This is a genomic window from Amycolatopsis sp. NPDC104863 (assembly GCF_055582965.1).
Genome location: NZ_JBVJOW010000004.1, coordinates 636598 through 659873, shown reverse-complemented (window position 1 = coordinate 659873; position 23276 = coordinate 636598). Strand labels below are relative to the sequence as shown.

Sequence of the window (23276 nt, the reverse complement as noted above, 5' to 3'; positions counted from 1 at the left end):
GAAGTGTCTCGCCGATCCTTCACGGGCGCATGGTCCGATCCGGTGAACCACTGACCGTCACTGGTCCGGTCGGCGGTTCACGGACAGCGAACTCCCCCCGGCCGGTTTCGAGCGCAGACTTGTAGTACCTGCAACGGTGTAATCGAGGTGCCCATGGAAGACGCGATGGACGCGTACTCGCGCGCGGTGAGCACGGTCGCCCGGACCGTCACCCCGCACGTCGCCGGGGTGCAGCTCGCGCGCGGCAGCGGCTCGGCCGTCGTCTTCGCCGAGGACGGCCACCTGCTCACCAACGCCCACGTCGTCGACGACCACCGGCGTGGTGTCGCGACCTTCGCCGACGGCAGCGAAGTGCCGTTCGACGTCGTCGGCGCCGATCCGCTGTCCGATCTCGCCGTGCTGCGGGCGCGCGGCGAGACGCCGTCGGCCGCCGAGCTCGGGGACGCCGACCAGCTCGTCGTCGGGCAGCTCGTGGTGGCCATCGGCAGCCCGCTCGGCTTCTCCGGCACGGTCACCGCCGGGGTCGTGAGCGCGCTCGGCCGGGCCCTCCCGGTGCGCCACGGCCGCGCCGGGCGCGTGATCGAAGACGTCATCCAGACCGACGCCGCGCTCAACCCCGGCAACTCCGGTGGCGCGCTCGCCGACTCCACCGGCCGGGTCGTCGGGATCAACACCGCGGTCGCCGGCGTCGGGCTCGGGCTCGCCGTGCCGATCAACACGACCACCCGCCGGATCATCGACACGCTCGTGGTCGAAGGCCGGGTGCGGCGGGCGTACCTCGGCGTCGTCGGCGTGCCCGCGCCGCTGCCGGACGACATCGCCGAGCGCACCGGCCAGACCGCCGGGCTGCGGGTGCGCGAAGTCGTCGCGGGCGGGCCCGCCGCGCTGGCCGGGCTGCGCGCCGGCGACCTCGTGCTGACCGTCGGGCGCACCCGCGTCTCGGACGCGCAGGGCATCCAGCGGCAGCTGTTCGCGGAAGTGATCGGCACCGCACTGCCGATCACCGTGCTGCGCAACGGAGCCATGGTCGACGTCTACGCCACTCCGGCCGAGTTGGTCGGGTGACTTGAGTATCGCGCCCCGGCGTGGCATGGTCGGTGGCACAACACCAACGCGGGAGCTCGCGCCATGGCGGGCTGAGAGGGTGACTGGGGTTCTCCCGGCGTCACCGACCGCATGAACCTGACCGGGTAATGCCGGCGTAGGGAGTGAAAGTCGTTGACGACGCTCGAAAACAATGCTGCCCTGAATGTCACGACCGGCCCGATCACGGGCTCGCACAAGGTGTACCACCAGACCGAATCCGGGCTGCGTGTCCCCGCCCGCCGCATCGACCTCTCGAACGGCGAACACTTCGACGTCTACGACACTTCCGGCCCCTACACGGATCCGGAAGTGTCGATCGACGTCCACAGTGGACTTCACCGGCTGCGCGCCGGGTGGGCCGACGGGCGTGAGCACAACACCCAGCTCGGGTGGGCCAAACAGGGCGTGGTCACGCGGGAGATGGAGTACATCGCCGCCCGCGAACGGGTTTCGCCGGAGTTCGTCCGGGACGAGGTCGCGCGCGGCCGGGCGGTGATCCCGGTCAACCGGCGCCACCCCGAGTCCGAGCCGATGATCATCGGCAAGAACTTCCTGGTGAAGATCAACGCCAACATGGGCAACTCGGCCGTCTGGTCGTCGGTCGAGGAGGAGGTCGACAAGATGGTGTGGGCGACCCGCTGGGGCGCCGACACGATCATGGACCTCTCCACCGGCAAACGGATCCACGAGACGCGCGAGTGGATCATCCGCAACTCGCCGGTCCCGGTCGGCACCGTGCCGATCTACCAGGCGCTCGAAAAGGTCAACGGCGAACCGGAAAAGCTGTCGTGGGAGGTCTACCGCGACACGATCGTCGAGCAGTGTGAGCAGGGTGTGGACTACGTCACGGTGCACGCCGGCGTGCTGCTGCGCTACATCCCGCTGACCGCGCGGCGCGTCACCGGGATCGTCAGCCGCGGCGGGTCGATCATGGCCGCCTGGTGCCTCGCGCACCACCAGGAGTCCTTTTTGTACACGCACTTCGAGGAGCTCTGCGAGCTGCTGCGGCAGTACGACGTCACGTTCTCCCTGGGCGACGGCCTGCGTCCGGGCTCGATCGCCGACGCCAACGACCGCGCCCAGTTCGCCGAGCTGGAGACCCTCGGCGAGCTGACGCACCTCGCGCGCTCGCACGACGTCCAGGTGATGATCGAGGGGCCCGGCCACGTGCCGATGCACAAGATCAAGGAGAACGTCGAGCTGGAGGAAAAGCTCTGCGGCGAAGCTCCGTTCTACACTCTCGGTCCACTCGCGACGGACATCGCGCCGGCGTACGACCACATCACCTCCGCCATCGGCGCGGCCCAGATCGGCTGGTACGGCACGGCGATGCTGTGTTACGTCACGCCGAAGGAGCACCTGGGCCTGCCGAACCGCGACGACGTCAAGACCGGCGTGATCACGTACAAGATCGCCGCGCACGCCGCCGACCTGGCCAAGGGGCACCAGTACGCGCAGGAGTGGGACGACGAGCTGTCCAAGGCGCGGTTCGAGTTCCGCTGGAACGACCAGTTCAACCTCTCGCTCGACCCGGACACGGCGCGCGCGTTCCACGACGAGACGCTGCCCGCCGAGCCGGCCAAGACCGCGCACTTCTGCTCGATGTGCGGCCCGAAGTTCTGCTCGATGCGGATCACGCAAGACGTCCGCAAGTACGCCGAGGAGCACGGACTGTCCACTGTGGAGGCGATCGAGGCCGGGATGGCTTCGAAGTCCGCGGAGTTCACCGAGTCCGGCGGCCAGGTCTACCTGCCCGTGGTCCAGCCGTGACTCCGCCCACCGCCCTCACCATCGCCGGATCGGACTCCGGCGGTGGTGCGGGCATCCAGGCGGACCTGCGGACGTTCTTCGCCCACGGTGTCCATGGCCTGGTCGCCCTGACGGCGGTCACGGTCCAGAACTCGCTGGGTGTGCAGGGTTTCACCGAGATCCCGGCTGACGTCGTCGCGGCGCAGATCAAGGCGGTGGCGTCCGACATGGGCGTCGGCGCGGCGAAGACGGGCATGCTGGCCACGGCGGAGATCATCCGCGCGGTGGCCAAGACCCTCGACGAGGTCGGCGGTGAGATCCCCCTGGTGGTCGACCCGGTGGCGGCGTCGATGACCGGGCATTCGTTGCTGCGCGAGGACGCGCTCGAGGCGATCCGCACGGAGCTGTTCCCGCGGGCGGTCCTGATCACCCCGAACCTGGACGAGGTCCGCCTGCTGACGGGAGTGTCCGTTGTGGACGCAGTGTCTCAGCGCGCGGCGGCGGAAGCGTTGCTGGAGTTCGGTTCCCGCTGGGTCCTCGTCAAGGGCGGCCACATGACGGGTTCGGCGGAGTGCGTGGACCTGCTGTCGGACGGCAGTTCGTTCATCTCCCTGAGCGGCCCCCGGTATGCGACGGAGAACACCCACGGCGGCGGCGACACACTGGCGTCAGCGATCACTTCGGGGCTCGCGAAGGGTGCCTCGGTGCCGGACGCGGTGGCGGCGGGGAAGAAGTTCATCGAGCGCTGCGTGGCGGAGGCCTATCCGCTCGGTGCGGGGGTCGGACCGGTGTCGCCGTTCTGGGTGCTGCCAGACTGAGCGGGTGAGAGAACCCGACGAGCTGTGGGCGGCCCTGTCCGAGGAGCTGCGCGCCGAGATCGACGGCCTGCTCGCCGACGGCCACTTCGTGCACGCGATCCTCGCCCTGCGGGAGAAGTCGGGCCTCGACCCGGTGCCGGGGATCAACGAAGGCAAGGGGCTGGCGGGCTTCCGCACCGCTCTCCTGCACGAGCGCGGCCTGCTGAAACCGCCGCCGGAGTACACCGTGGACGGCATGCTCGCCGAGGTCTCGGCGCGGGGCCTGACCCCGCTCGCCATCGAGATAACCTGGGACGGCGATTCCCGGGGGTGGCACACCGAGCTGTGCGCGGTCGTCAAGGACCCGGACTTCGAACTGGCCTGTCTCGGCCGGTTCGTGCCGCACCTCGACCGCACCCGGTCGGTGCGGGACGAAGCGCGGGAGAAGGGTCAGGCGGTCGCGGACCGGCTCGGCGTGCCCTTCTACTTCCCGCTCCCCGACACTCCCGACATCGAGCAGCCGCACTGGTGGGACCTACCGCACTCGTCGTGAGTGGTAATTAGGGTTAGAACCCGAATTACCACTCACGACGGGGTCAGCGGGTCGTGAGGCGCGGGGCGTCGACCGCCCAGTACCAGTTGTTGCCGGCCGCATACAGGCGCCACGTGAAGCGGGCCGTCTGGGCGCCCGCCGGGATCGCCACCGAGGTTGCCGTCGGCTGGGACAGGACGTCTCCACCCCGGTTGGCCGACGACGACTCCGGGCCGTAGGCGAGCAGCGTCTTCTCCGCGCCGCCGTCGAAGGACACCGTCAGCGCGCCTCGCTGGGTGCCGTCCTGGCGGTAGTGCGACACGAACCCTACGTCCACAGTGGACCTACCCGAAACCGGCAGAGACGGCGACACCAGCGAAGAATCGAACGTCCCCCGTGACGACGGCGAACCCTTGTCGTCCCACTCGTCCGGGTCCGCCACCGCGAAGACACCGCGGGACCGGACGTTCGCCTCACGCTCCTGGCCCGGCGCGGTGCGCGTCCAGAAGTCGTCGTTCGTGAACGCCCAGCCCTGCCACTCCGTGACGCCCGCGGGCATGCCCGACGCGTTCCGCACACTCCACCCGGAAGGCGCGTCGTGCGTCCAGCCCGGCACCGAGGCGGGCACGCCCGTTTCGTCCACACGCGACTTCAACACCGCGGAATCGAAGGGATCCACGGGAAGCGAGCCCAGCGCGTAACCGTCCAAAGAAGACGAAATACCCAAGTGGCGCAGCACCGTCGGCGCGATGTCGACGATCTTCGGCGCCACCGCCGGAGTGCCGACAGGCACCGCGCCACCCGCCGCGATCACGAACGTCATGCGCTCCTCGGGACTGTCCCCGCCGTGGCCGCCCGGGCCCGTGTGGCCGTGGTCCGTCGTCAGCATGACAAGCCAGTCCTCTGACGCGTACGAAGCACGCGCGTTGATCGCCGCCAGCAACCGTCCGATGTAGGCATCGTCCGAACGCAACGTCGCCGCGTACTCCGCCGAGTCGGCGCCGTGGGCGTGGCCCGCCTCGTCCGTCTCTCCGAAGTAGACGAACGACGCGTCGGCCTTGTCCTGCTTGAGGTGCTTCTCCGCGTCGGCCGCAATCTGCGGGTCCGTGTTCTCGTAGCCGGCGCTGTCGCCGTCCAGGACGTACTTGCGGTCCTGGCCCGTGCGCAGGATCTTGTCGCCGATCGGCTTCCAGTCGACCGCCGCGTACGTGTCGAGCGCCGGGTTGGCCGTCTCCGCCCGGGCGAGCCAGCTCGGGTACGCCGCGAGGTTGTTGCCGGTGAACGCGTTGTCCTTCACCAGGTGCTTGTCGGGCCAGACGCCGGTGAGGATCGACGACCAGCCGGGCCCGCTGAGCGTCGGCGCCATCCCGCTGCCGTACAGGGAGCTGCGCGACGAATACCCGCGCTGGACCAGCGCGTGCACGTTCGGCGTGTCCGCCGCGAGGAGCTTGTCGAACCGCGTGCCGTCGAGCCCGATCACGAGCACTTTGGGCGTTTTCGCCGCCGCCGAAGCGACGCCGGTGGTCAGCCCGGCGGCCGCCACCAACGCCGTGACCAGGCAGAACAGTCTCCGCATGAACCCTCCAGATAATTGGTTCGGACGAGTTATCCGGAGGTTAGGGAGCGGCGACGACGGTGAGGTGAACGCGCGGCGAAACCCCGCCGGCCATCAGCGGACGGGCAGCAGCTCCCGGCCGTCGTAGGTCTCGCGCGCCGCGCGGATGCGGCCGAAGTTGGCCTGCGACCACGCGCTCAGCGCCACCAGGTGCGCCCCGACCTCCGCGCCCATGTCCGTGAGCGCGTACTCCACCGTCGGCGGGGTCGTCGGGTACACCGTGCGCGTCAGGAAGCCGTCGCGCTCCAGCTGGCGCAGGTTCTGGGTCAGCATCTTCTGGCTGATGCCGTCGACGGCCCGGCGCAGCTCGCCGAACCGGTGCGGCCGGCGGGCCAGCGCGCCGAGCACCAGCGCCGTCCACTTGTTGGCCAGCAGGTCCAGCACGTCCCGGCACGGGCAGCTGCGGAGGTAAACGTCCCAGGGTCCGTCCTGGTCACAGGTGGTTTCCATTGGGTACCTACTTTACGAATAAGTGCCTTCTGGCGAAAAGTGCCTACCCGTCCGAGTATAGGAGGCGACCCCCTCAGCACGAAGGAGACAAGCATGCGCATCGTGACCCAGGAGACCCTCGGCGGGCCGGAGGTGCTCCACGTCGTCGAAGCACCGCGGCCGGAACCCGGGCCCACGGAGGTCCTGGTGCGGGTGCACGCGGCCGGGATCAACCCGGTCGACTGGAAGGTCCGCGCGGGCGGCGGGTTCCTCGGCGAGCCGCCCTTCACCGTCGGCTGGGACGTCGCCGGCGTGGTCGAGGAAGCCGGGTTCGGCGCCACCGGCGTCCGCGAAGGCGACGAAGTCCTCGGCATGCCGTGGTTCCCGCGCCCGGGCAACGCCTACGCGGAGTACGTCACCGCGCCTTCACGCCACTTCGTCCGCAAGCCCGCCGGGCTCTCGTTCGCCGAGGCCGCCGCGCTGCCGCTGGCCGGACTGACCGCGTGGCAAGGGCTCGTCGACGTCGGGAACGTCCGGAGTGGACAGCGCGTGTTCGTCGACGCCGCCGCGGGCGGGGTCGGCCACCTCGCCGTGCAGATCGCCAAGGCGCGCGGCGCGCACGTCATCGGCACGGCCAGCGCGGGCAAGCACGAGTTCCTGCGCGAGCTCGGTGTCGACGAGCCGATCGACTACCACGACCGGAACGCGACGACGTCCGATGTGGACGTCTACTTCGGACTCGTCGGTGAAGAGAGCGACCTGCGGTGGCTCCCCGCGATCAAGGAGGGCGGTCTGCTGATCGGCGTGCCCAGCGGTGTTGCGGACCGCGTCGAAAAGGCCGCCGCGGAACGGAAAGTCCGCACCGAGCGGATCCTCGTGGAGCCGGACCGCGGTGGGCTGACCGGCCTCGTCGAGCTGGTCGAGGCCGGTCAGCTGAAGGTCCGCGTCGAGCAGACCTTCCCGCTGGAGGACGCCGCGAAGGCGCACGAGCTGGGTGAGTCCGGCCGGGTGACCGGGAAGCTCGTGCTGACCGTCTAGCCCCGGGCGAGCACCTGCGGGAGGACCGTGGTGAGCCCGGTCCAGTCCGAGGTGATCACCGACGCGTGCTGCTTCGCCAGGTCGGCGACCCGCTGGTTGGCCTGGTCGACCGTCGGGTTGTGGGCGTCGATGGCCGGCGCGACGTTCTGCCCGTCGGTCATCACGACGTAGTAGTGGTTGGCGTCGTACCACCACGGCCCGGTCTGCGTCACCCACGCGTTGGCGTCGCCGTCGAACACGACGAACCACGGCTTGAGGTCGGCGGTGTACTTGTCCCGCGGGTCACCGCCGGCCGCGCCGTGCACGGTCGGGAAGATGTTCGCGTCGCCGAGCTTCCCGGCGTTCTTGAGCCCGACGAGGTAGCGCGCGTACTCGACGTCGGTGTGCAGCGTGTCGGTCGGGTTCCCCTCCTCGACGGTGCCCGGGATGATCTCGGTGATCACCCGGCCCCGCAAGGCGTCCACGGACGGCCAGTTGTCCGCCTTCGAGGCTTCGTCGAGGGTGCTGTACCCGCCGAGCAGCTCACTCGGCCGGAACGCGACACTGCCGAGGTGCGCGCGGAACGTGGCGTCCAGCTCGTCCGGGCCCATGCCGGTGTTGTCCGAGAAGCCGGTCTTCATCTCGAGCTTGAGCGTGATCGGCGTGTGCCCCGGGTGGGCGGCCAGCCAGATCCGGATGTCGTCGAGGCAGTACTCGAGGTTCTTGTTCTTCCCGCCGGTGTACAGCTGCGACGCCGAGGTGGCCGCGACGCAGTTGTTGCTGTTGCCCAACGGGTTCGAGTGGCTGACCTTCCACTCGTGGGTGAAGAAGTCCGGCCAGACGTCGAGCTCGATCAGCGACGACCCGGCGTCGAGCGCCCGCGCCAGGTAGTCGTAGGCCGCGGGGTCGTACGTGTTGTGCACGCCGACCGTCGTGACGTGGGAGAGCTTCGGGCTGTCCGCATGGGCCGCGGTCGCCCCGGAGAGCACGAGCGCCGCCGTGAGGACTGCCACCGAGAAGAGCTTCATCCAGGCTCCTTCGAACGTGAGTAACGTTCACAATGTCTCACCGTGGTTGACTGCTCATGAAGGAAAAGCGGCCGATTGGCCTAGACCAGAAGTCGGGAAACCACCATGACCCCTCGCACCGCGTTGACGATCGCCGGTTCGGACTCCGGCGGCGCCGCCGGTCTGCAAGCCGACCTGCGCACGTTCCTGACCTGCGGGGTCCACGGCCTGGTCGCGGTCACCGCCGTCACGGTGCAGAACACGCTCGGCGTGCACGACCGGTCCGACCTGCCGCCGCACATCGTGGCCGGGCAGATCGAGGCCGTCGCGGCGGACATGGGCGTCAACGCGGCCAAGACGGGCATGCTGGCGTCGGCGGAGATCATCGAGGCCGTCGCGGCCGCGTGTGACAAGGCGGGGATCGGCCGCGACGAGAAGATCCCGTTCGTCGTCGACCCGGTCGCGGCGTCGATGCACGGCCATCCGCTGTTCGACGACGCCGGCCTGCACGCCCTGCGCGACGAGCTGCTGCCGCGCGCCACGGTGCTCACCCCGAACCTCGACGAGGTCCGCCTGCTGACCGGGATGACGGTGAAGGACCGCGAGGGCATGCACACCGCGGCGGTGGTGCTGCAGCGGATGGGCCCGCGCTACGTCCTGGTCAAGAGCGGCCACCTGCAGGCCGACCCCGAGTGCGTCGACCTCCTCTTCGACGGCTCGACGTTCGTGGAGCTCCCCGGCCAGCGCTACGCGACCCCGCACACGCACGGCGCGGGCGACACCATGGCGTCGGCGCTCACCGCGGGCCTGGCCAAGGGGATGTCCGTGGTCGAGGCGGCGCGGTACGGCAAGTGGTTCGTCTCCCACGCCGTCGAGCACGCCTACCCGATGGGCGCCAAGGTCGGCCCGGTCTCGGCCTTCTGGCGGCTGGCACCCGAGGAGCGCTGAGCGACCGCCCGGTTACCATCCCTGCGTTTACTGATCCTTGAACTCAGCAGGGGGCGGCCTTGACCGGACGCGAGCGGGTGGCGAAGGTCCTCGACGACCGCCGCTTCCAGAACTTCATCATCGCCGTGATCGTGTTCAACGCGGTCACGCTCGGGATGGAGACGTCGACGTCGCTGATCGACGGCTACGGCACCCTCCTGCACACGCTCGACCACATCGCGCTGGGCATCTTCGTCGCCGAGCTGCTGGCGAAGTTCTACGCCTACCGCGGCGCGTTCTTCCGCGACAACTGGAACGTCTTCGACCTGCTGGTCGTCGGCATCGCGGTGATCCCGGCGACCGGGCCGTTCGCCGTGCTGCGGTCGCTGCGCGTGCTTCGGGTGCTGCGGCTGATCTCGGTGGTGCCGTCGATGCGGAAGGTCGTCTCCGGACTGCTCGCCGCGATCCCCGGCATGGCCTCGATCGCCGCGCTGCTCGCGCTGATCATCTTCGTGGCCGGGGTGATGGCGACGAAGCTGTTCGGCGTCATCTCGCCGGAGAACTTCGGTGACCTCGGCACGTCGCTGTTCACGCTGTTCCAGGTGATGACCGGCGAGGCGTGGCCGGACATCGCGAAGGAGATCATGGTCCAGGCGCCGATGGCCTGGATCTTCTTCGTCGTCTACATCCTGGTGTCCAGCTTCGCGGTGCTGAACCTCTTCATCGCCGTCGTCGTCAGCGGCATGGAGGACGAGCTGCGCCAGGACATCCGCGAGGAAGAGGCGAAGCAGGCCGAGACGCAGGCCGCGGCGAACCAGGAGATCCTCGACGAGCTCCGCGCCGTCCGCGCGGAGCTCGCCGAGCTGCGGCGTGAACAGGCGGCTTAGCGGAACGCGGCGAGGTTGCGGGCGACCCAGGCGGCGAAGGACCGCGGTGGCCGGCCGAGGACCCGCTCGAGGTCCGGGCTGACCCGCAGCTCGGCCGCGCTCGGGGCGCCGAGGATGTCCAGGGTGTCGTCGGCGAGCTCGCCCGGCATGGTCTGGGTCATCCCGGCCTTGGCTTCTTCGCGGGTGAGCTCGTGGAACCGCACGGGAGTGCCGAGCGCGGCTTCGATGGCCGACGTCTGCCCGCGCGGCGTGATCACCTCGGGGCCGGTCAGCTCGTAGGTGCCGCCGGTGTGCCGGTCGTCCAGCAGGCAGGCCGCGGCGACCTCCGCGATGTCCGCCGGGTCGATGATCGGCACGCCGGTGTCCCCGAAGGGCGCGGCGACAACCTGCCGCGTGCGGACGGATTCGGCCCACCACAGGGCGTTGGACGCGAACCCGCCCGGCCGCAGGATCGCCCAGTCCAGGCCGGACTCCCGCACCCGGTCCTCCAGCGCGCGCATCGCGACCCGCGTCGTGCCGAAGGGCCTGGTCACCACCCCCAGGGTGGAGAGCAGGACCACCCGGCGGACCCCGGCGGCCGCGGCCGCGTCGAGGGCACGGGCGGGGTCGGCGCCGGTGGCGTGCAGGTCGCCGGACAGCAGCAGGAACACCGCCTTCGCCCCGGCCAGCGCCGGCTCCAGCCCGGCGGGCTCGGCGAGGTCGGCCACCACGTGCCGGACGCCGTCCGGCACGGCCGCGGTGTGCCGCGACACCGCCGTCACCTGCTGCCCCGCCTCGGCCAGCGCCCGCACCAGCGGCCGGCCCACGTTCCCGGTAGCCCCGGTCACCACGATCATGAAAGCTCCTTCGTCCGATGTCTTACCGACGCTAGGAGCCGAGCTAACTTCTGGTAAGGACATACCTTTGGGTAAGCTCATGACATGACCGGAGGCTCACAGCTCACCCCGACCGCCGGCGCGGCCCGGTATGACGTGTTTCACACCGACTGCCCCGCACGCGACGTCGTCGACCACGTGACGAGCCGGTGGGGCATCTGGGTCCTGATCTCGTTGCAGAGCAACGACCTCAGGTTCTTCGAGCTGCGCGAGAGCATCGAGGGCATCAGCGAGAAGATGCTCGCCCAGTCCCTGCGCGCCCTGGTCGAGGACGGCCTGATCTGGCGGCAGGTCGAGCCGACGACACCACCCCGGGTCACTTACGGGCTGACGGAGTTCGGCCGCGACGTGGGCGAGCCGCTGGCGGAGCTGTTCGGCCGGATCACCCGGCGGCTCATGCCGGACGAGCAGCCGGCTTAGCGGTCTTCGTCGGCGATGAGCGCTTCAAGCGCCGGAATCGCCGCCGTCAGGGCTTCGCGGTGCTCCGGCGACAGCCGGTCCAACCGCCGGTTCAGCTCCTGCACGCGCGTCGAGCGGACACCCGACACCAGCCGCTCGCCCTCTTCCGTCGCCTTCGCCAGCCACGCGCGGCGGTCGACCGGATCCGGCTCGCGGCTCACGTACCCCGCCTCGACGAGGGACGCAATGATCCGCGACATGGTCGCCGCGGCGACACCCTCCTTCGCGGCGAGGTCGCCGAGGCGCAGCTGACCGGAGATCACCAGCGTCGCCAGCGCCGAGATCGCGCCGTGGCCGGGACCCGGCACGCCGGCCTGCCGCAGTGACCGGGACAGCCTCCCGACGGCGAGGTACAGCCTGCCCGAGACGTCCTGGACCGAGGTGCTGGTCACGGCTGGCTCCTTCTGCCCTGCCCCGCCGCGGGTGCGCCGGAAAGTGCCGTCCACCTTACGGGTTCGCGGTGCACGTTCGGCGTTAAGCCACCCCGGTTCACCGGGGTGGGCTCGACGCGTGCGCCCAGAAACGCTGCGGCACCCGGCCGGCCTCACGGGCCAGCCGGCCGGCGACGACACCCGCCCGCATCGCCGCCGCCATCCGCTCCGGGTCGGCCGCTCGGGTGACCGCCGTGGACAGCAGGACGGCGTCACAGCCGAGCTCCATCGCCAGCGTCGCGTCCGACGCGGTGCCGATTCCGGCGTCCAGGATCACCGGCACGCCCGCCCGCGAGACGATCAGCTCGATGTTGTGCGGATTCCGGATGCCGAGGCCGGTCCCGATCGGCGCGCCCAGCGGCATCACGGCGGCGCAGCCGGCCTCCTCCAGGCGCAGCGCGAGCACCGGATCGTCGTTCGTGTAGGCGAACACGGTGAAGCCGTCGGCGGCCAGCCGCTCGGCGGCGTCGAGGGTTTCGATCGGGTCCGGCAGCAGCGTCCGGTCGTCGGCGTGCACCTCGAGCTTGATGAGATCGGTATCCAGCGCCTCGCGCGCCAGCTGCGCGGTGAGCACGGCTTCGGCGGCCGTGCGGCAGCCCGCGGTGTTCGGCAGCAGCTCGATGCCCAGCCTTTTCAAGAGTTCGAGGACGCCGGAGCCGCCTTCGGCGTCCGCGCGGCGCATGGCGACGGTCGTCAGCTCGGTGCCGGAGGCGACCAGCGCGCGTTCGAGCACGGCGAGGTTCGCCGCGCCGCCGGTGCCGATGATCAGCCGCGACCGGAGCTTGGCAGTGCCGATGACCAGCGGTTCGACGTCCACTTCAGCCTCCCTGGACCGCGGTGAGCACGTCGACGCCGGCACCCTTGGGCACGGCGGTGGCCGCCCAGTCGCTCCGGCGGACGACCACGCCGTCGACCGCGACGGCGATCCCGGGTCGCTGCCCGCCGGACGCCTCGAGGACGTCGGCGACCGTGGCGCCGTCCGGGAACTCCGTCCACTTCCCGTTGAGCTTGATCTCCATCACACGTGCTCCTTCTGGTGCAGGCGGTCGGGCGAAGCCGCTTCGGTGCCTTCGGGCGGCTTCTCACCCTCGAGCCAGGCGACCACGGCGTCCGCGGTCACGGGGGCCATCAGCAGGCCGTTGCGGTGGTGCCCGGTCGCGGCGAAGACGCCGTCGTCCAGGACACCGAGGTACGGCAGGGCGTCGCGGCTGGCGGCCCGCAGGCCCGCGGCGACCTCGGCCAGCTCGTACTCGGTGATCGCGGGGAAAACCCGTTCGGCGCCTTCGATCAGCTCACGCACCCCGCGCGCGGTGACGGCCCGGTCGAAGCCCGCCTCGTACTGGGTCGCGCCGAGGACGAGCTCCTGGTCGCCGCGCGGGACGAGGTAGATCGGCCGGCCCTCGACGACGGCCCGCACGGTGTGCGACGGCGGCGGCAGGCAGCCACGCCGGGGTTTGAGCCGGAGAATCTCCCCCTTGAGCGGGCGGACGGCGTCGGCGAGCTGCGGGTGCAGCCGGCCGGTCCACGCTCCCGCGGCGAGCACGACCGCGTCGGCGTCCGGGATGGCCGTCACGCGTTCACGGACGAACCGGACATCCCGCTTCTGGCAGGCCGCGTACAGGGCGTTGAGGAGTTTTCGGTTGTCCACGGCCAGGTCGCCGGGCACGTGGAGTCCACTTCGGACGGACCCGACGCCGGGCTCGAGACGTTTGGTCTCGCGGCCGGTGAGGCGGTCCGCCGCGCGGCCGATCGAGTGCAGGTAACCGGCGAGGATGTCGAGGTGGCCGGCGTCGGCGCTGTCGAACGCGACCACGAGCGTCCCGTGCCCGGCCAGGCCGGGGTCGACGCCCTCCTGCGCGAGGTCGCTCGCGAAGCCGGGCCAGCGTCTCAACGACTCTTCGCCGAGGCTGAGGACGTCTTCCTCACCCGGCCAGGCCTCGGTGACCGGGGCGAGCATGCCGCCGGCCAGCCAGGACGCGCCGCCGCGGACGGGCTCGGGGTCGTACAGGGTGACCTGGTGCTTCCGGCCGGCGGCACGCCAAGCCGTGGACAGGCCGATCACTCCGCCGCCCACCACTGCCAGGTTCGTCATGGGATCACGCTCCCTGCGCCGGCATGACCCGGATCAGGTTCCACGGTCGGAGCGGCAGCTCCCTCTCAGCCCGTGCCTCGGGCTCCCGTGCGGACCAGTCCACCCTAGCTCGCCAGGTACGGTCGCCGCTATGCCCGCCCTTTCCGGTGACAAGATCCGCGCCCGCCTCGACGCGGCGCGCCTGTACCTGTGCACGGACGCCCGCACGTCCCGCGGCGACCTCGCCGCCTTCGCCGACGCGGCCCTGGCCGGCGGCGTCGACATCATCCAGCTGCGCGACAAGACCGGCGCCTTGGAAGCCGCGGGAGAGATCGCCGCGCTGGAGGTGCTGGCCGAGGTGTGCGAGCGGCACGGCGCGCTGCTGTCGGTGAATGACCGCGCGGACGTCGCCCTGGCGGTCGGCGCGGACGTGCTCCACCTGGGCCAGGACGACATCCCGGTCCCGCTGGCCCGGCGGATCCTGGGTGACGACGTGGTGATCGGCCGCTCGACGCACTCGGTCGACCAGGCCTCGGCGGCCGCGTCGGAGCCGGGCGTGGACTACTTCTGCACGGGCCCGTGCTGGCCGACACCGACCAAGCCCGGCCGGTCCGCGCCGGGCCTGGACCTGGTGCGCTCGACGGCGGCTGCCACTCCGGCGCGGCCCTGGTTCGCGATCGGCGGCATTGACATGCCGCGGCTCCCGGAGGTGCTGGAGGCGGGCGCGTCCCGGATCGTGGTGGTCCGGGCGATCACCGAAGCCGAGGACCCCGAAGCCGCCGCCCGGGAGCTGCGCGCCCGCCTGCCCTGAAAGAACAGGTTCGGCCGACCTCACACATTTGTTACGGTCGAAATCAGATCTTCATCCCGCCCGCATCGAATTTACCCGATCGGGCCACTTGGAGAAAGCGTGGAGTAACGACGTTCGGCCGAACACCGACCTCCGTGCGGAACCCCGACGCAAGGGCAATAGGGGCCGCACGGAGGATTCGTGAAAACCTACGACGCCGAGATCGGCGCTTCGCCGAAACGCTCGATCTCCAAAGGCACTCGCATCATGGCGGTCTTCGCCGGCGCAGTGGTGCTTTTCGTCGCGATCGTGGTCGTGTTGAACCAGCTCGAAGATCCGGCGAAGAGCACGAACCTGGTGTGGCTGGCGGAAAAGACCACGCATTCTCCCGGCACGCTGCCGCGTGCGTTGCGCGATCGCGTCCGGCAGGCCGGAAAGGACGGCGGAGCCAGACTCACCGCCTACGCTGTCGGCGAGCAGGCGGTGAACGTCGCCAACGACGTCGGCCTGGACCTCGACCGCGGCAACGGAAAAGTCGACGACAGCCGACAGCAGGCGTCCAATGTCGACAAGATCCTCAAGGACGTCACCGGACGCATGAGCAAGGCCGAGGTCAGCCAGAAGGGCTTCTCCCTGTACGCCGCATTGCACGCTGCCGCGGACGAGGCCGCGCGGACGGAGCAGGCCGAGGTCTGGCTGTCGAGCACCGTACTGACCGGCACCCTGGATCCATTCACGATCTCGTCGCTGAGCGCCGGTGCGGACCCCGAACAGGCCGTCGACGAGGTGTTGAAGACCTCGTTGAAGGATCTGGATCTGCAGGGCGTTGATCTGCACGTCGTCTTTTTGACCCCGGTGGGTACTGAACAGCGGCCGCTTGACCCGAGATCGGAATCCTGGCGCGAAAAGTTCACCGCGGCTCTCGCTGATCGCCTCGGTGCGCAAATCGCGGACCCGCTCCACGACAATGGAATGACCGCCGCCTGGCCGAACGCCTCGGACGTCCCGCCGATCGTCCCGTTCACCCCGCCGGCGCCGCCGGTCAAAACGGCGGACCCTCGGATCGACGAGGCGGCGTTCGCCCCGGACAGCGCGGAGCTGATCGACCGGCCGGCCGCGACCGCGGTGGCCGTACAAGCCGCCGAGCTGTACCGGAACACGAACGGGAAGTCCCGGATCAGCGTCATCGGCTATTGCGCCCGGTACGGCGACCCGGCCGGGGCGCGCGCCACCTCCGCGAAACGCGCGGACGCCATCGCGCACCTGCTCCAGGACCAGGGGATCCCGGCCGGCGACATCTCGGCGTCCGGCGTCGGGTTCGACGAACTCGCCGCACCCGGGCAGGACGCCAGGTCACCCGCCCAGCGAGTGGTCGTCATCAAGCTCGTGGCCCGCTCTTGAGAAACGGAGAACTCGTGACCGACGTGCCTGACGTGCCCGACGTCCCGCTGGCGGCCTACCCCGGCCTGCCGAAGGGCGCCTTCCGCGTGGAAGACCTGCCGAGGCAAGCCGCCATGGCTCTCGGCAACACCGAGGAAGGTGTCTGGACGGCGGCTGCCGCCACCTACCTCACCGTGATCGACCCGGCGACCGGCAAGCCCGACCACGACCGGCCGCTGGCGGACGCCGCGGCCGGCGCGGTCCAGACCGCCGCCGCGACCTGCCACGCGCAGGCGCTCGAGTACTCGGCCCCCACCGACGACCGCGCGGCCGAGCAGGACCTCGAAGCAGCGAAGCACCTCGCCGAGGCGGTCGACACGATCGAACACGCCAGCGGAATCCTCAACGACCCCGTCACCGGCCCCGACGGCGAGAAGATCGACGGACGGCGGATCCAGGTCATCCACCACCAGGACGAACAGCTGGCCCGCCAGCGCAGCGCCGAAGGCGACTCGCGGCACACCCAGCGAAGCTGGGAAAAAGCCTGGCGGATCCTCGCGTCGACCCTGCTGGGCGTGATGGACGCGATCCTCCTGTGGAAGCCGCTGCTGAACCTGTCGTTCGCCGGTGGCTCGGACAACGCGCTCCGCTGGGCGATCGGGCTCGGCATGGTCAGCCTGCAGGTGCTGGCCATCGAGTGGGCCGCGCGCACGTTCGTCAGCGCCGAGCGAGCGAGTGTCGATCGCCGCGGCGCGGCCGCAGACTACAACCGCCCCTTCCGGCGCGGCCGGATCGGGCCGGAGCGCCCGGCGCCGACCACGGACGAGATCGCCGAAGCCGACCGGCAGTACTCGCACGCCTACCACTGGCTGGTCGGGGTGGCCGGGGCCGTTGCGATGATCGGCGGAGTCCGCGTCGCCTGGTTGGCCCGGCAGGCGGACCTGCCGATCTACGAAGCCGTCCTGTTCGGCATCGTGATCGGCCTGATCCTCGGCTGCGTCGTGGTCCAGATGGCACGTCTGTACTGCCGGGGGAACCTGCTGGGCGACCGGTTGGAGATCGAGCGGACGGCGATCGACGAGATCACCGGCCGCATCAAGCGGGCCCAGGGCCGGGTGGCCGCCGAGCGGGAGGCCGCGCACCATGCTCTGATCGCGGCGGAAAAGCTCACCAACCACGCGGACACGCTTCGCCAACGCACCTTCAGAGACTCGCTGCGTGCCGTGGAACTGGCCTGGACATGGCTCGGCCTGCCCCCGGGCGATTTCGACCAGGCGGAGTTCGAACGCCGCTCCGTCCCTGAGGTCGAAGACACCGGTGCACGGCGCGTCGACCTCCGGTCGCGGCTCGATCTCGTCAACAACTGGCTCGCCAACCGCGATTCGATTTTCACGGTGCCCGCTCCGGCCGGCGAAGGCACCGCGGTCGCCGAACTCGCCGTCGGCGAGGATGGCCGCGGGACCGCACTGCCGGTCCGCCAGAAGAAGGACGAGCTGGTCATCGTCGGTCCCGCACCGGTGGAGATCCCCGACCGGCCGAAACCGCCGCACCGGCTGATGCTGGTCGCCGCGGTCCTGACCGCTGTCGTGACCCTGGCCACGGCCTGGCTGGCTCCGATCGCCGACAGTAGCTCGCAGGAAACCGCCCAAGGCACCGCAACCTGGTCCTACCCGGCTTGATCCCGAGAGTTAGTGAAGGCCACCTTGAGGAACTTGAAGTTCCTCAAGGTGGCCTTCACGGCTTTACGGCGTCGGCGTGCTCGCCGCGCCCTGGCTGGTGGGCGGCGCCGCCGAGGTCGACGGCGGCTGGGCCGTCGTGCTCGGGGTGGTCGGGGTGGTGGTCGGGGACTGCGACGACGTGGTCGGCGGGGCCGAGGTCTCCGTGGTCGTCTGGGTGCTCGGGGCCGGCGAGTCCTGGGTGTCGTTCGTCGACGTCGTGGGGGTGGTCGACGGTGTGGTGTCGGTGTGACCACCGCCGTTGCCGAAGATCTTGCCGATGCCCGCGCCGGTGCCGCCGCCGATCTGGGTGCCCGTGGCCGACTCGAAGCCCACTATCGCCAGGATCGCCACGGCGAACGCCACCACGCTCGTGCCGATGATCAACGGCCAGCGCAGTTTGCGCAGCCGGGACGGCTCCTCGGGAGGTGAGTCCGGCCGGGGCAGCTGGACCGTCGGCTGGTCGGCCAGCGCCACTTCGGAACCGGTTCCACCCCGCCGCCGGATGCCCGACGTCGCCAGCTGACGCGCCTTCAGCGCGGCCGCGCGCGTGCGCTGCAGCGAGCGGAGGTAGATCTCGCCGCCGACCGTCGTGATCACGCTCGCCACGCCCGCGCCGACCACCGTGCCCGCCACGCCGAGCGTCGAGCCCAGCAGTGCCGCGGTCACCGCCGCGAGCGCCGCCGCCATCACCTGCGCGATGCGCAGACCGGACTTTTCTTCCTTCGCCGTGTCCAACTCGGAAGCCGCTGCTTTCTCCTTGCTCATGATCCCGATCCGGTAGTAAGTCTTCTCCCCTGTCCAACGTGTAAGGCGCGCGGGAAACTCCCCGCGTTGCCGCGACGTGAGAAGCACCACTCCGACTGTCCATAATGGACACTTCTGGCCGAACACTTTCTTGACATAATCGGCACATGGAACTGGTGACGATCTCTGACATCGAGGCGGCCGCGAAGCGCGTCGAAGGTGTCGCCGTGCGCACGCCGCTGTTGCTCCAAACGTGGGATCCGCGTGGGTCCCTGTGGCTCAAACCCGAATCGCTGCAACCGATCGGCGCGTTCAAGGTGCGCGGCGCGTTCAACGCGATCGCCACGCTCGAAGACGCGCGGCGCGCCCGCGGGGTCATCGCGTACTCGAGCGGCAACCACGCGCAGGCGGTCGCGTACGCCGCGCGGGAGTTCGGCGTGCCCGCGGTGATCGTCGTGCCGGACGTCGCGCCGCGGATCAAGGTCGAGGCCACCCGCTCGTACGGCGCCGAGGTGATCGAGGTGCCGATCGGCGAGCACGAGGCCAAAGCGCACGAACTGGCCGCCGAACGCGGGCTGACCCTCGTGCCGCCCTACGACGACGCGGCCATCATCGCCGGGCAGGGCACCGCGGGCCTGGAGATCGCCGAGGAGCTGCCGGACGTCGAGGTGGTGCTGGTGCCGGTGAGCGGCGGCGGGCTGGCCTCCGGCGTCGGCGTCGCGATCAAGGCGCGCTGCCCCCGGGCGAAGGTCGTCGGCGTCGAACCCGCGCTCGCCGGCGACACGACCGAGGGGCTGCGGCTCGGCCGCCAGGTCGACTGGCCGATGGCCGACCGCGCCCGCACGATCGCCGACGGCCTGCGCGCGCAGCCGTCCGAGCTGACCTTCGCGCACCTGAAGGAGGTCGTCGACACGATGGTCACGGTCACCGAGGACGAGATCCGCGACGCCATGCGCGTCCTGGCCGGCAAGGCCCGCCTGGTGGCCGAGCCGAGCGGCGCGGTGACCACGGCGGCGTACCTCCACCACGCGGCCGAGCTGCCGGAAGGCCGCACGGTCGCGATCGTCTCGGGCGGCAACGCGGACCCGGCCCTCTTCGCGGAGGTCCTCGCGGGTTAGCCCGGCCCTACGACCCGGCGACCGGGCTGCCGCGGCGGACGTGCGTCGGCGGGCCCTCGACACCGCAGTGGTAACACTCGCCCAGGTGCGGGGACTCGTCGGCGGCCGGAGCCGTCGGCTCGGCCGGTGGAGCCAGGACGCCGTTGTGGATGCCCAGCGCGATCAGCCCGCCGGCGATCGCCAGCACCGCGCAGATCACCAGGGCCATCCGCCAGCCCGCGGTGAGCGCGACGGGGTCGGCGTACGCGGACCCGGTCAGCCCGGCCGCCGCCGGCAGCACCGCGACCGCCAGGAGCCCGCCGGAGCGCGCGATGGCGTTGTTGACCCCGGACGCGACACCGGCGTAGCGGTCCGGGGCCGCGGCGAGGACCGTCGCGGTCACCGGGGCGACGACGGTCGCCAGGCCGAGCCCGAACACCACCACCGCGGGCAGCACCGTGCCGAGGTAGGACGCGCCGGGCGCGATGCGCAGCATCAGCAGCATCCCGATGCCGACGACGATCGGCCCGACGACCAGCTGCAGGCGCGGGCCGATGCGCTGGGCGAGCGCGCCCGAGCGGCCGGAGAGCAGCAGCATGATCACCGTCAGCGGCAGCCCGGCCAGCCCGGACGCCGTCGGCGAGTAACCGAGCGACACCTGCAGCTGCATGACCAGCAGCATCATCACGCCGCCGAGCGCCGCGTACATGGCGAAGGTCAGCGCGTTCGACAGGGTGAACGTCCGGTCGCGGAACAGCGACGGCGGCACCAGCGGCTCCCGCGAGCGGTGCTGGACGAAGACGAACGCGGCGAGCCCGACGATCCCCAGCACCCCCGCGACCAGCACGATCGGGTCGCCGATGCCGCGTCCCGGCGCCTCGACCAGCGCGCCGGTCACCCCGGCGAGGCCGATCGCGCCGAGCGCCGCGGCGCCGAAGTCCGGGTGGCCGGTCGCCTGCTCGTCGCGGGACTCCGGGACGAACCGGCGCGCCATCAGGACGACGGCGATCGCGATCGGCACGTTGATCAGGAACGCCAGCCGCCACGACCAGACCTGCACCAGGAAGCCGCCGAGCAGCGGCCCGGCGGCGGCCGCGATGCCGCCGAGGCCGGACCACGCGCCGATCGCGCGGGCGCGCGCGTTGTGCGCGAAGGACGACTGGAGGATCGCGAGCGACCCGGGGGTCAGGAGGGCGCCGCCGATGCCCTGCAGGATGCGCGTCACGACGAGCACCTCGGTGGACGTCGCCGCCGCGCACAGCCCGGAGGCGACGCCGAACCAGACGACGCCGATCAGGTACATGCGGCGCCGGCCGTAGCGGTCGCCGAGCGAGCCGGCGACCAGGACCAGCGCCGCGAGGGCCAGCATGTAGCCGTCGAGGATCCACTGGAGACCGGCGACGGAGGCGTGCAGCTCCTCGCCGATGCGGGGCAGGGCGACGTTGACGATCGTGCCGTCGAGCATCGCCATGCCGGACCCGAGGATGGTGGTCGCGAGCACGCCCCGGGCCGCCCCGGTGCCCCACCGGATCCCGGTGTCTTCAGTGGCTGTCACGTGCCCACTCCACCGTGCGCGGAGACGCCCGTCAACCGCGTGGTTACGGCAGCAGCGTCGTCACGAACTTGTAGCGGTCGCCGCGGTAGACCGAGCGGGCGAACTCGACCGGCTTGCCGTCGGTCGCGAACGAGTGCCGGGTCAGCATCAGCACCGGCATGCCGACGTCCGCGCCGAGCATCTCGGCCTCCTGCGGCCCGGCGAGCGAGGTCTCGATCGTCTCCTCCGCGCGTTCGAGCTCGACGCCGTACTGCTCGCGTAGAACGGCGTACAACGATCCGCCCGCGGAAATGTGCTTGCGCAGCCCGCGGAACCGGCCGGCCGGGAGGTGCGACGTCTCGAGCGCCATCGGCTGCGAGTCCGCCAGTCGAAGCCGTCGAAGGCGAAGAATTTTCGCACCGGTGCGGATTCCGAGGAGCTTCGCGAGGTCACCCTCGGCCGGCAGCTCGTCGAGCTCGAGCAGCTTCGACGACGGCTTCAGGCCCTGCTTGCGCATGTCTTCGGTGTAGGAGGACAACTGCAGCCGCTGGGCGAGCTTCGGCTCGGCCGCGAAGGTGCCTTTTCCCTGCACACGGTGCAGGCGACCCTCGGCGGTGAGGTCGGCCAGCGCCTGGCGCACGGTGGTGCGGGAGACCGTGAACTCCCCGGCGAGCGCGCGTTCGGTCGGGATCGGCGACCCGGGCGGCAGCACGTCCAGGAGGTCGAGGAGGTGCTGTTTCAGTGCCCAGTACTTGGGCTCGCGCTGCCCGCGCATCCCGGCGACGGCGCCCGCCTCGCCCGTGGTGGTGGTTTCCAACATGCCCGACTCCCTATGTCTTCCCTCATACGCGCCACGTCCCCGTAAGAAACGTACCCTTTTCCCCAAACGCGCCGCCCCACTAACATTGGTCTAGACCTGACCGACGCCGCCTGAGTCCGGTACATAATGCCGGAGGTGGAGAGGAAAATGATGACCGAACAACGGCCCGGCGAGCACATGGCCGCGGAGATCGCCCAGCAACCGGACGTCCTGGCCGGACTGGTCGAGCGTCAGGCGGAAATCGCCGGGGTGGCGGAAAAGATCTCACAACGGCCCCCGCGCTTCGCTTTGCTCGCCGCGCGTGGATCAAGTGACCACGCAGCGTTGTATGCGAAGTACCTGATCGAGGTACTGCTCGGCCTTCCGGCTGGTCTTGTTTCCCCGTCGACGGCGACGCTGTACGGCGCGCGCCCCGATCTGCGGGACGTGCTGTTCGTCACGGTCAGCCAGAGCGGTGGTTCTCCCGACCTGATCGAGGTCACCGAAACGGCGCGGCGCCAGGGCGCGCTGACGGTGTCCGTCACCAACACGCCCGACTCGCCGCTGCGGGCGGCGTCCGAGCTCGGCGTCGACATCGGCGCGGGCGTCGAGAAGGCCGTCGCGGCGACCAAGACGTACTCCGCGACGCTGATGGCGCTCTACCTCCTGATCGACGCGGTGCGCGGCGGCAAGGGGGCGGACGCCGAGAAGATCGGCGAGCTGGCGCAGCAGACCCTCGACGGCGCCGCCGAGGGCGTGCAGCGCGCGGTCGACCGGTACCGCTTCGTGGACCGCGTCCTCACCACCGGCCGCGGTTACTCCTACGCTTCGGCGCTCGAAGGCGCGCTGAAGCTGGCCGAGACCAGCTACCTCGCCGCCCGCGCGTACAGCGGCGCGGACCTGCTGCACGGCCCGGTCGCGGCGGTCAACGGCGAAACCGCGGTCCTGGCCGTGACCAGCAAGGGGCACGGCGGCCAGGCGATGCACGAGGTTCTCGAGGCCGTCGGCAAGCGCGGCGCGGACGTCCTCGCAGTCGGTTCGGCCGCCTCGGAGGTGCCCGCGGCGCTGCGCATCGACGTCGCGCCGTCGGCCGAGGAGCTCGCGCCGATCCTGGAGATCCTGCCGCTCCAGCGGATCGCGCTCGGGCTTTCCCTCGCCCGCGGCGGTGACCCGGACAGCCCGCGCGGCCTGCTGAAGGTGACCAAGACGAGGTGAGCTTCGCGATCGGCGTCGGAGGCGGGGGGAAGGAGGGCGGGGGCGGCGGGGGTGGGGGCGCACGGGGGGGGGTGGGGGGGGGGGGGGGGGGGGGGGGGAAAGCCAAAAGAGACAACG

Annotated in this window: 24 protein-coding genes and 2 riboswitches; of the genes, 13 read left to right on the top strand and 11 right to left on the bottom strand. The window is 70.8% G+C overall.

Features of this window, described 5'->3' with window-relative positions:
- The first annotated feature begins 153 nt into the window (after positions 1-153).
- The 4 genes from ACZ63J_RS24750 to ACZ63J_RS24735 all read left to right on the top strand — a co-directional run bounded on the left by ACZ63J_RS24750 (position 154) and on the right by ACZ63J_RS24735 (position 4185).
- Entirely contained in the window at positions 154-1065 is a 912-nt protein-coding gene (locus tag ACZ63J_RS24750; protein ID WP_465405429.1) for a S1C family serine protease, read from the top strand.
- A 38-nt stretch (positions 1066-1103) separates the two neighbouring features.
- A riboswitch (TPP riboswitch) is annotated at positions 1104-1225 on the top strand.
- Positions 1219-2856 carry a phosphomethylpyrimidine synthase ThiC gene (gene thiC / locus ACZ63J_RS24745; RefSeq protein ID WP_465342566.1) on the top strand — a complete coding sequence of 546 codons (1638 nt, stop codon included), beginning with the start codon at positions 1219-1221 and terminating at the stop codon, positions 2854-2856. (Overlaps the previous riboswitch by 7 nt.)
- Positions 2853-3653 carry a bifunctional hydroxymethylpyrimidine kinase/phosphomethylpyrimidine kinase gene (gene thiD, locus ACZ63J_RS24740; protein ID WP_465405426.1) on the top strand — a complete coding sequence of 267 codons (801 nt, stop codon included), beginning with the start codon at positions 2853-2855 and terminating at the stop codon, positions 3651-3653. Before thiC ends, thiD (ACZ63J_RS24740) begins: the two co-directional genes overlap by 4 nt.
- Before the next feature lie 4 nt (positions 3654-3657).
- Positions 3658-4185, top strand: a complete 528-nt coding sequence (locus tag ACZ63J_RS24735; RefSeq protein ID WP_465405424.1) for a hypothetical protein — start codon at positions 3658-3660, stop codon at positions 4183-4185.
- 43 nt (positions 4186-4228) lie between these two features.
- On the opposite strand, the gene ACZ63J_RS24730 is transcribed toward ACZ63J_RS24735, so the two are convergent.
- Entirely contained in the window at positions 4229-5740 is a 1512-nt protein-coding gene (locus ACZ63J_RS24730; protein ID WP_465405422.1) for an alkaline phosphatase family protein, read from the bottom strand.
- A 93-nt stretch (positions 5741-5833) separates the two neighbouring features.
- Complete coding sequence (locus ACZ63J_RS24725) at positions 5834-6229, bottom strand: winged helix-turn-helix transcriptional regulator (protein ID WP_465342600.1); 396 nt, start codon at positions 6227-6229, stop codon at positions 5834-5836.
- Positions 6230-6322: 93 nt separating this feature from the next.
- Here ACZ63J_RS24725 and ACZ63J_RS24720 point away from each other — a divergent pair, with 93 nt between their 5' ends.
- Positions 6323-7246 carry an NADP-dependent oxidoreductase gene (locus ACZ63J_RS24720; RefSeq protein ID WP_465405420.1) on the top strand — a complete coding sequence of 308 codons (924 nt, stop codon included), beginning with the start codon at positions 6323-6325 and terminating at the stop codon, positions 7244-7246.
- Here ACZ63J_RS24720 and ACZ63J_RS24715 read toward each other — a convergent pair.
- Positions 7243-8253, bottom strand: coding sequence for a phosphatidylinositol-specific phospholipase C domain-containing protein (locus ACZ63J_RS24715; RefSeq protein WP_465405418.1), 1011 nt, complete (start codon positions 8251-8253; stop codon positions 7243-7245). The genes ACZ63J_RS24720 and ACZ63J_RS24715 overlap by 4 nt on opposite strands.
- 105 nt (positions 8254-8358) lie before the next feature.
- On the opposite strand from ACZ63J_RS24715, the gene thiD (ACZ63J_RS24710) reads away from it, so the two are divergent.
- Together thiD (ACZ63J_RS24710) and ACZ63J_RS24705 are read left to right on the top strand one after the other, a co-directional pair.
- Positions 8359-9180 carry a bifunctional hydroxymethylpyrimidine kinase/phosphomethylpyrimidine kinase gene (gene thiD, locus ACZ63J_RS24710; protein ID WP_465301729.1) on the top strand — a complete coding sequence of 274 codons (822 nt, stop codon included), beginning with the start codon at positions 8359-8361 and terminating at the stop codon, positions 9178-9180.
- Positions 9181-9239: 59 nt separating this feature from the next.
- Positions 9240-10046, top strand: a complete 807-nt coding sequence (locus tag ACZ63J_RS24705) for an ion transporter (protein ID WP_465405416.1) — start codon at positions 9240-9242, stop codon at positions 10044-10046.
- Here ACZ63J_RS24705 and ACZ63J_RS24700 read toward each other — a convergent pair.
- On the bottom strand, positions 10043-10882 hold the full coding sequence (locus tag ACZ63J_RS24700) for an SDR family oxidoreductase (protein ID WP_465405414.1): 840 nt from the start codon (positions 10880-10882) through the stop codon (positions 10043-10045). The two genes, ACZ63J_RS24705 and ACZ63J_RS24700, sit on opposite strands and share 4 nt — an antisense overlap.
- An 84-nt stretch (positions 10883-10966) precedes the next feature.
- Between ACZ63J_RS24700 and ACZ63J_RS24695 the strand changes: the two genes are divergently transcribed.
- The gene (locus ACZ63J_RS24695) at positions 10967-11341 is read left to right on the top strand and encodes a winged helix-turn-helix transcriptional regulator (RefSeq protein ID WP_465405412.1); all 375 of its coding nucleotides are present in this window, start codon (positions 10967-10969) and stop codon (positions 11339-11341) included.
- Here the strand turns inward: ACZ63J_RS24695 and ACZ63J_RS24690 are convergent.
- From ACZ63J_RS24690 to thiO, 4 genes are all read right to left on the bottom strand, one after another.
- Positions 11338-11772, bottom strand: a complete 435-nt coding sequence (locus ACZ63J_RS24690) for a MarR family winged helix-turn-helix transcriptional regulator (RefSeq protein WP_465301721.1) — start codon at positions 11770-11772, stop codon at positions 11338-11340. The two genes, ACZ63J_RS24695 and ACZ63J_RS24690, sit on opposite strands and share 4 nt — an antisense overlap.
- 97 nt (positions 11773-11869) lie before the next feature.
- Positions 11870-12628 carry a thiazole synthase gene (gene thiG / locus ACZ63J_RS24685; protein WP_465301719.1) on the bottom strand — a complete coding sequence of 253 codons (759 nt, stop codon included), beginning with the start codon at positions 12626-12628 and terminating at the stop codon, positions 11870-11872.
- A gap of 1 nt (position 12629) precedes the next feature.
- Positions 12630-12830: a sulfur carrier protein ThiS gene (gene thiS, locus ACZ63J_RS24680; RefSeq protein ID WP_465301717.1), complete on the bottom strand. Its 201-nt coding sequence runs from the start codon at positions 12828-12830 to the stop codon at positions 12630-12632.
- Positions 12830-13903 (bottom strand): glycine oxidase ThiO, encoded by a 1074-nt coding sequence (gene thiO, locus ACZ63J_RS24675; protein ID WP_465405410.1) that lies wholly within the window; start codon positions 13901-13903, stop codon positions 12830-12832. The genes thiS and thiO overlap by 1 nt, the downstream gene beginning before the upstream one ends.
- A riboswitch (TPP riboswitch) is annotated at positions 13897-14002 on the bottom strand. Its footprint overlaps the gene before it by 7 nt.
- A gap of 31 nt (positions 14003-14033) precedes the next feature.
- Here thiO and thiE point away from each other — a divergent pair.
- From thiE to ACZ63J_RS24660, 3 genes are all read left to right on the top strand, one after another.
- Complete coding sequence (gene thiE, locus ACZ63J_RS24670; RefSeq protein WP_465405408.1) at positions 14034-14693, top strand: thiamine phosphate synthase; 660 nt, start codon at positions 14034-14036, stop codon at positions 14691-14693.
- A gap of 180 nt (positions 14694-14873) precedes the next feature.
- A complete protein-coding gene (locus ACZ63J_RS24665; protein ID WP_465439613.1) occupies positions 14874-16073 on the top strand; it encodes an OmpA family protein in 1200 nt (399 codons plus the stop codon).
- Positions 16074-16087: 14 nt separating this feature from the next.
- Positions 16088-17731, top strand: a complete 1644-nt coding sequence (locus ACZ63J_RS24660) for a hypothetical protein (protein ID WP_465405402.1) — start codon at positions 16088-16090, stop codon at positions 17729-17731.
- Positions 17732-17794: 63 nt separating this feature from the next.
- Here the strand turns inward: ACZ63J_RS24660 and ACZ63J_RS24655 are convergent, their stop codons facing one another.
- Entirely contained in the window at positions 17795-18535 is a 741-nt protein-coding gene (locus tag ACZ63J_RS24655; RefSeq protein WP_465405400.1) for a hypothetical protein, read from the bottom strand.
- A 146-nt stretch (positions 18536-18681) separates the two neighbouring features.
- Here ACZ63J_RS24655 and ACZ63J_RS24650 point away from each other — a divergent pair, with 146 nt between their 5' ends.
- Positions 18682-19632, top strand: a complete 951-nt coding sequence (locus ACZ63J_RS24650; protein ID WP_465405398.1) for a threonine ammonia-lyase — start codon at positions 18682-18684, stop codon at positions 19630-19632.
- 7 nt (positions 19633-19639) lie between these two features.
- On the opposite strand, the gene ACZ63J_RS24645 is transcribed toward ACZ63J_RS24650, so the two are convergent.
- Together ACZ63J_RS24645 and ACZ63J_RS24640 are read right to left on the bottom strand one after the other, a co-directional pair.
- Complete coding sequence (locus ACZ63J_RS24645; protein WP_465405396.1) at positions 19640-21166, bottom strand: MFS transporter; 1527 nt, start codon at positions 21164-21166, stop codon at positions 19640-19642.
- Between the two features lie 43 nt (positions 21167-21209).
- Positions 21210-21965, bottom strand: a complete 756-nt coding sequence (locus tag ACZ63J_RS24640; RefSeq protein WP_465301705.1) for a GntR family transcriptional regulator — start codon at positions 21963-21965, stop codon at positions 21210-21212.
- Between the two features lie 147 nt (positions 21966-22112).
- On the opposite strand from ACZ63J_RS24640, the gene ACZ63J_RS24635 reads away from it, so the two are divergent.
- The gene (locus tag ACZ63J_RS24635) at positions 22113-23159 is read left to right on the top strand and encodes an SIS domain-containing protein (RefSeq protein ID WP_465405394.1); all 1047 of its coding nucleotides are present in this window, start codon (positions 22113-22115) and stop codon (positions 23157-23159) included.
- Positions 23160-23276 lie beyond the last annotated feature (117 nt).